Source organism: Pseudofrankia coriaricola, from assembly GCF_032027725.1.
Taxonomy (GTDB): Bacteria; Actinomycetota; Actinomycetes; order Frankiales; family Frankiaceae; genus Pseudofrankia.
This window is the reverse complement of sequence record NZ_JASNFO010000179.1, coordinates 1-5,577: the sequence shown is the minus strand read 5'-3', so window position 1 is coordinate 5,577 and position 5,577 is coordinate 1. Positions and strand designations below refer to the sequence as shown.

Sequence of the window (5,577 nt, the reverse complement as noted above, 5' to 3'; positions counted from 1 at the left end):
CGAGGTAGGCTGGGTTAGTAGTCCAGTGGCTACTAGAGGTGATGCCCAGTGGCTACTCACCTGGTTGATCGGTTCGCGCTTGGGGATCTCACTCAGGTGTTCCCGCCGGAGCTGGTGGACGTGGTGCTGGCCAAGACCCGGGACCGTGAGGTACGGGTGCGGCTGCTGCCGCCGAGGCTGACGGCGTACTTCGTGCTCGCGCGGGCGTTGTTCTGCCCGGAGCCGTACCGGGAGGTGCTGCGCACGCTCGCCGAAGCCGCCCGTCGCGAGGACGACGGGGGCCAGTGGCGGGTTCCGGACAAGGCGGCGATCTTCCGGGCACGCCGCGCGCTGGGCGTGGAACCGTTCCGTGACCTGCTGGTGCACGCGGGTACGGCGGTGGCCGACGAACGGACCCCGGGGGCGTTCTGGCGGGGCCTGCGGCTGATGGTCGTCGACGGGACTACCCTGCCGGCCGCCGACACCGAGGCCAACGAGGCGGGGCTTGGACGGCCGCGGCCCCGGCCGGGCAAGGGTCCGACCGGGTATCCGTTGGTGCGGCTCGCAGTGCTGATCGAGGCCGGCACCCACGTGGTCACCGACGCGGTGGTCGACTCCTACCGGGTCCAGGAGCGGGCGCTGGTCGAGCGGCTGGCCCCCTCGCTCGGGCCGGGAATGCTGGTGCTGGCCGACCGGGGCCTGCCCGGAGCGCATCTGTGGCAGCGGGCGGAGGCCCGCGGCGCCCACCTGCTGTGGCGCGTCCCGGGCACCTGGAAACTTCCGGTGGAAGACGTGCTCGCGGACGGCTCGTGGCTGTCCACGGTTCGCGGCGGCCGGGGCCGCCGCGTCCGGCCGCCCCAGGACGCACGGGTTCGAGTGATCGAGTACGGCCTGGACGTGTCCGGCCGGACCGAACGCTACCGGCTGATCACGACGCTGCTCGACCCCGACCAGGCCCCCGCCGCCGAGCTCGCCGCGCTCTACAGCGAGCGGTGGGAAGTCGAGAACAGTCTGGCCGAGCTGAAGACCACCCAGATCGGCGCAGGCACCGTCCTGCCGAGCAAGAGCCCGGCACTGGTGCTCCAGGAGGTCTACGCACACCTGGCGGTCTACACCGGTCTGCGGGTACTGATGCACGCGGTGGCCGTCGGCCGCGGCGAGCCCCTCGATCCCGACCGGCTCTCCTTCGCCGCCACCCTGCGGGCGGTCCGGCGCAGTGTCACCGCGTTCCCGGGGAACCTTTCCCCCCTACCGCCTCGCGGCTGAACTCGCCCACCTCGCCCGTGAGCTTCAGGAAGAGATCAACCCTCCGCGCCGGCTCCGCGCCGAGGTCCGCCAGGTCAAACGGAAGATGTCCCGCTTCCTGTCGTGGAACCCCCAACGACCGCGGCCTCCCCGGCCCACCCGACGCCCAGCCGAAACCGTACAGATCATCCGGGCCGTCCCACCCCTACCAGGTTCTTAAGTCAACGACATTGTAGTTAAACGACAAGCTTAGAAGTAGGTCGGTTCACGGAGGGTGTAGTGCTCTTCGAGTGCCGTGATCTCGTCGGTCGTGAGGGTGGTGTCCAGCGCGGCGACGGCGTCAGTGAGGTGGTGCTCTTTCGTGGCTCCGACGATCGGGGCGTCGACGACGGGGTTCTTCAGCACCCAGGCCAGTGCGATCGTGGCCATCGAGACTCCACGGTCCTTCGCGATCTTCTCGATCGCGTCGATGGTGGCCTTGTCGCTGTCGACCCAGAGCGGGCGGCCGTCGAAGTCGGTCTGCGGGTTGTCCTTCCCGCGGGTGGTGCTGTTCTGACCCCATGGCCGCGCGACGACGCCGGCGGCGAGCGGGCTCCACGGCAGGCTCCCGACTCCTTGGTCCTTGAGCAGCGGGAACATCTCCTGCTCTTCGCCGCGTTGCACCAGGTTGTACTGGTCCTGCATGGAGACGAACTTCGTCCAGCCGTGGACCTCGGCTATGTACTGCATCTTGGCGAACTGCCACGCGAACATGCTCGACGCCCCGATGTAGCGGGCTTTGCCCGACTTGATGACGTCGTGCAGCGCCTCCATCGTCTCCTCGACCGGTGTGAACGGGTCGAAACGGTGGATCTGATAAAGGTCGACGTAGTCGGTGCCGAGACGGCCGAGCGACAGGTCGATCTGTTCCATAATCGCCTTCCGTGACAAGCCCTCGCCGCCGGGGCCGTCGCCGACCTTCTGGTGCACCTTCGTGGCGAGCACGATGTCGTCGCGGCGGGTTTCTGCGAGAGCCTTTCCGACGATCTCTTCCGAGGAACCACCGCCGTAGACGTTGGCGGTGTCCCAGAAGTTGATGCCCAGGTCGAGCGCCTGCGCGAAGAACGGCCTGGCCTGGTCCCAGGGCAGCGCCCAGCTCCAGAACGGGACCGTTCCGTCGCCGAAGCCCATCGTGCCCAGCGCGATGCGGCTGATCTTCAAACCGGAGGAACCCAGTCGGGTGTACTCCATGTTGTTCTCCCTACTTGTCGCGCGGCGGGTCAGCGGTCGATCGAGGCCATGTTGGCTTCGTCGTGGCGTTCCCCGGCGGCGGGATCGAGGGTATTCAGCCGCTCGGTCTGGTCTGCGGTGAGTTCGATGCCGTCGGCGGCGGTGTTCTCCTCGACGCGGGCGAGACGACGGGTGCCGGGTATCGGTGCGATGTCGTCGCCGCGGGTGAGAATCCAGGCCAGGGCGGTCTGCGCCGGGGTCGCGCCGATCTCCGCGCCGATCTCGGTGACGGTGTCGACGATGGCCAGGTTGCGCTGGAAGTTCTCGCCGGTGAAGCGCGGGTTGGTCTTGCGCCAGTCGTCATCGGCGAAGTCGTCGACGGAGCGGATCTGCCCGGTCAGCAGCCCGTGGCCGAGCGGCGAGTACGGCACGAATCCGATCCCGAGCTCGCGCAGCAGCGGCAGGATCTCCGCTTCCACGTCGCGGGTCCACAGTGAGTACTCCGTCTGCAGCGCCGACACCGGCTGCACAGCGTGCGCGCGCCGAATCGTTGCCGGCGACGCCTCGGAGAGCCCGAAGTGCAGCACCTTGCCTTCCGCGATCAGGTCGGCGACCGCCTGCGCGGTCTCCTCGATCGGCGTGCCGCGATCCACTCGATGCTGGTAGTAGAGATCGATGTGGTCCGTGCCCAGACGCCGCAACGAGCCTTCGACGGCGGCCTGCACGTTCCCGGCGCTGCTGTCCACGACACCGGGGCCACCGCCCGAATGCGAGACCAGACCGAACTTCGTGGCGATCTTCACCTGGTCGCGGTGGCCCTTGACCGCCTGTCCGACGATCTCTTCGCTGAGGAAGGGTCCGTAGATCTCCGCGGTGTCGATGTGCGTGACGCCGAGATCGAGCGCGCGGTGGATCGCGCGGATCGACTCGTCGTTGTCCAGAGCGCCCTCGGAGGTGTAGGTACCGGCCATGGTCATCGCGCCGAGGCCGATGCGGGAGACCTCCAGGGTCCCGAGATGTGCGTTCTTCATCGGATTCTCCTTCTTGTGGCGTTCAGGCCTGCGAGGTGGGCATAGCCCACAGCCCGGAGACCGACGAGCGGCGAGGCCGGGTGACCATGAACTCGATGGCCTCGGCGATGTCCTCCGGCTCCAGCGGTTCCGGGATCGCGTCCGAGGCCGCGAGCTCGTTGCGGACCGTCTCGTTGTTGTGCGACACGAGTTCGGTGGCGACCGCGCCGGGCTCGAGCACGCCGACGCGCACGTACTTCTTCGTGACCTCCTGGCGCAGGGCCTCGGTGAAGCCGTTCACGCCGAACTTGGTCATGTTGTAGACGCCGTAGTTCGCCCAGGCGACGCGGCCCGCGATCGAGCTGATGTTGACGATGTCGGCCACCCCACGCAGATCGTCCGCGGCGGCCGTCAGCAAGTGCGGCAGGGCCGCGTTCGTGACGTAGAGGAGGCCCTTCTGGTTGATCGCGATCATCCGCTCCCACTCCTCGACGTCCGCCCCGACGACCGAGCCCAGGAGCATGAGGCCGGCGTTGTTGACCAGAATGTCGAGGCGACCGAGCTGATCGACGACGGTCTTCACGGCCTGCTCGGCCTGTGCGCGGTCGGTGATATCCGCCGCTACGGCCAAGGCGGCGCCGCCGGCGGTTTGGATCTCGGTGACGAGGGTGTCGAGGCGGTCCTTACGGCGCGCGAGAACCGCGACAATCGCGCCCTCGGACGCGAGACGGCGGGCGGTCGCCTCGCCGATGCCGCTGCTGGCACCGGTGACGATGGCAATGGTTCCGGTGAGTTTTGACGTCATGCGTGGTGTCCCTTGTTTCGTGGGTGAGGCCGCCGGCTCGGACAGCAGTGCGTCCCTGGAGATCTCAGGCGTCGTAGGAGAGCGATGCGGACAGCTCGCGGTGCACGTCCATCTGGCCCTGGACGGTGGCGAAGAAACGCAGCGGCAGGCCCCCGGCGTCGGAGAGGGCGACGAGGGCCTGGGCCAGCATGGCCCGGTCGCCGCCCTTCTGACCGTTCGTGCTCCTCCACGCCTCGATGGTCTGGTTGGCGCACTCAGCGTGGTCGTCGATCTGCGGCTCGGGCCAGATCGTCGACGAGTCCTCGACCAGCGACTCGGCGGAAGAAGCCCGGCTGACATCATCGAGATGCCGCACGGGGCGGGGTCTAACCGCAACGACTCCATCCAGCCCTCCAAAAGCGAGCTTCGACGAGGCCTAGGCGGCGCAGTTCTCCTGCGAGATCAGACCCTCGGTCAGGTGATCGTGATCATCTGGCCGAGCCGCTGCCAGCGCTCCACCAGCAAGATCGCCCGGGCCACAACACGGGGCCGAAGAAGTTCGTCTCCAGCCGCGCCCGGAACTGCTCCGGGCTGACTCGGCGTCGTCGAGGCCGCCGCTGCTGGTGTAGGTCATGGCGCCCAGGCCGATCCGGGAGACGTCGAGCCCTCCTAGAGATGTGTGGTTCATCAGCTAGCTCCTTCTCACAGTTCTCGCATCCCGGGTCAAAGAGGGCGATCAGGCTTGCTTCGTTCCGATGCCAGGTGCTGGGCAGCAACCCAAAGCCCGGCCAACGCCCCGAGAGGACCCGAGAGCTGTGGACGAGCCGTTGAACCCTGCCGGACGAGCGGCGGATGAAGGTCGTGGAAAGCCAGGCCGGGGCGATGGAGCGGTCCTGGCTGGCAAGGTCCAGCGCGGTCGTCCGGGGCGGCCGGCTGATCGGCCGTCGGGTTGGCTCTGGAGGGTGGAGGCGGCCGCGCTCGCGCGGTTGGACTCATGGTGCAGGCCGTGCTCGTGGCGCGCTGGTGCCGCAAGGGCATCGGTCAGGGCGGTCTCGAGGCCTGCGGACAGACAGCGCTGCGGGCACAAGCTTTGTGCCTCACCCGATCACGTGGAAGTCCACTATGCGCGGCGGCGGTGGGACACCGCTACTGGTGATGGATCTCGTACTCCTTGAGCAGGGCGCGGCTGATGATGCGCTTCTGGACCTCGGACGTGCCCTCGCCGATCAGCATGAACGGCGCCTCGCGGAACAGCCGCTCGATCTCGTACTCCTTCGAGTAGCCGTAGCCGCCGTGGATGCGGAAGGCGTCGGTGGTGACCTCGTGGCAGTACTCGCTGGCGAGGTACTT

Annotated in this window: 6 protein-coding genes; 1 reads left to right on the top strand and 5 read right to left on the bottom strand. The window is 68.0% G+C overall.

The window, feature by feature from the left end; all coding sequences use genetic code 11:
- Window positions 1-48 precede the first annotated feature (48 nt).
- On the top strand, window positions 49-1,245 hold the full coding sequence (locus QOZ89_RS46750; protein WP_312627305.1) for an IS4 family transposase: 1,197 nt from the start codon (window positions 49-51) through the stop codon (window positions 1,243-1,245).
- Between the two features lie 228 nt (window positions 1,246-1,473).
- On the opposite strand, the gene QOZ89_RS46745 is transcribed toward QOZ89_RS46750, so the two are convergent.
- From QOZ89_RS46745 to QOZ89_RS46725, 5 genes are all read right to left on the bottom strand, one after another.
- Entirely contained in the window at window positions 1,474-2,454 is a 981-nt protein-coding gene (locus QOZ89_RS46745; RefSeq protein WP_071049921.1) for an aldo/keto reductase, read from the bottom strand.
- A 29-nt stretch (window positions 2,455-2,483) separates the two neighbouring features.
- Window positions 2,484-3,464, bottom strand: a complete 981-nt coding sequence (locus QOZ89_RS46740) for an aldo/keto reductase (protein WP_312630365.1) — start codon at window positions 3,462-3,464, stop codon at window positions 2,484-2,486.
- Window positions 3,465-3,486: 22 nt separating this feature from the next.
- Window positions 3,487-4,248 (bottom strand): SDR family NAD(P)-dependent oxidoreductase, encoded by a 762-nt coding sequence (locus QOZ89_RS46735; protein WP_071049923.1) that lies wholly within the window; start codon window positions 4,246-4,248, stop codon window positions 3,487-3,489.
- Between the two features lie 64 nt (window positions 4,249-4,312).
- A complete protein-coding gene (locus QOZ89_RS46730) occupies window positions 4,313-4,603 on the bottom strand; it encodes a hypothetical protein (protein ID WP_312630364.1) in 291 nt (96 codons plus the stop codon).
- A 770-nt stretch (window positions 4,604-5,373) separates the two neighbouring features.
- Window positions 5,374-5,577 (bottom strand): acyl-CoA dehydrogenase family protein (locus QOZ89_RS46725; RefSeq protein ID WP_312630363.1); only part of this gene is annotated, 204 nt, incomplete at its 5' end.

Excerpts from the sequence above, each read along its gene's own strand:
- QOZ89_RS46745 (WP_071049921.1), bottom strand. The coding sequence starts at position 2,454 with ATGGAGTACACCCGACTGGGTTCCTCCGGTTTGAAGATCAGCCGCATC.
- QOZ89_RS46740 (WP_312630365.1), bottom strand. The coding sequence starts at position 3,464 with ATGAAGAACGCACATCTCGGGACCCTGGAGGTCTCCCGCATCGGCCTC.
- QOZ89_RS46735 (WP_071049923.1), bottom strand. The coding sequence starts at position 4,248 with ATGACGTCAAAACTCACCGGAACCATTGCCATCGTCACCGGTGCCAGC.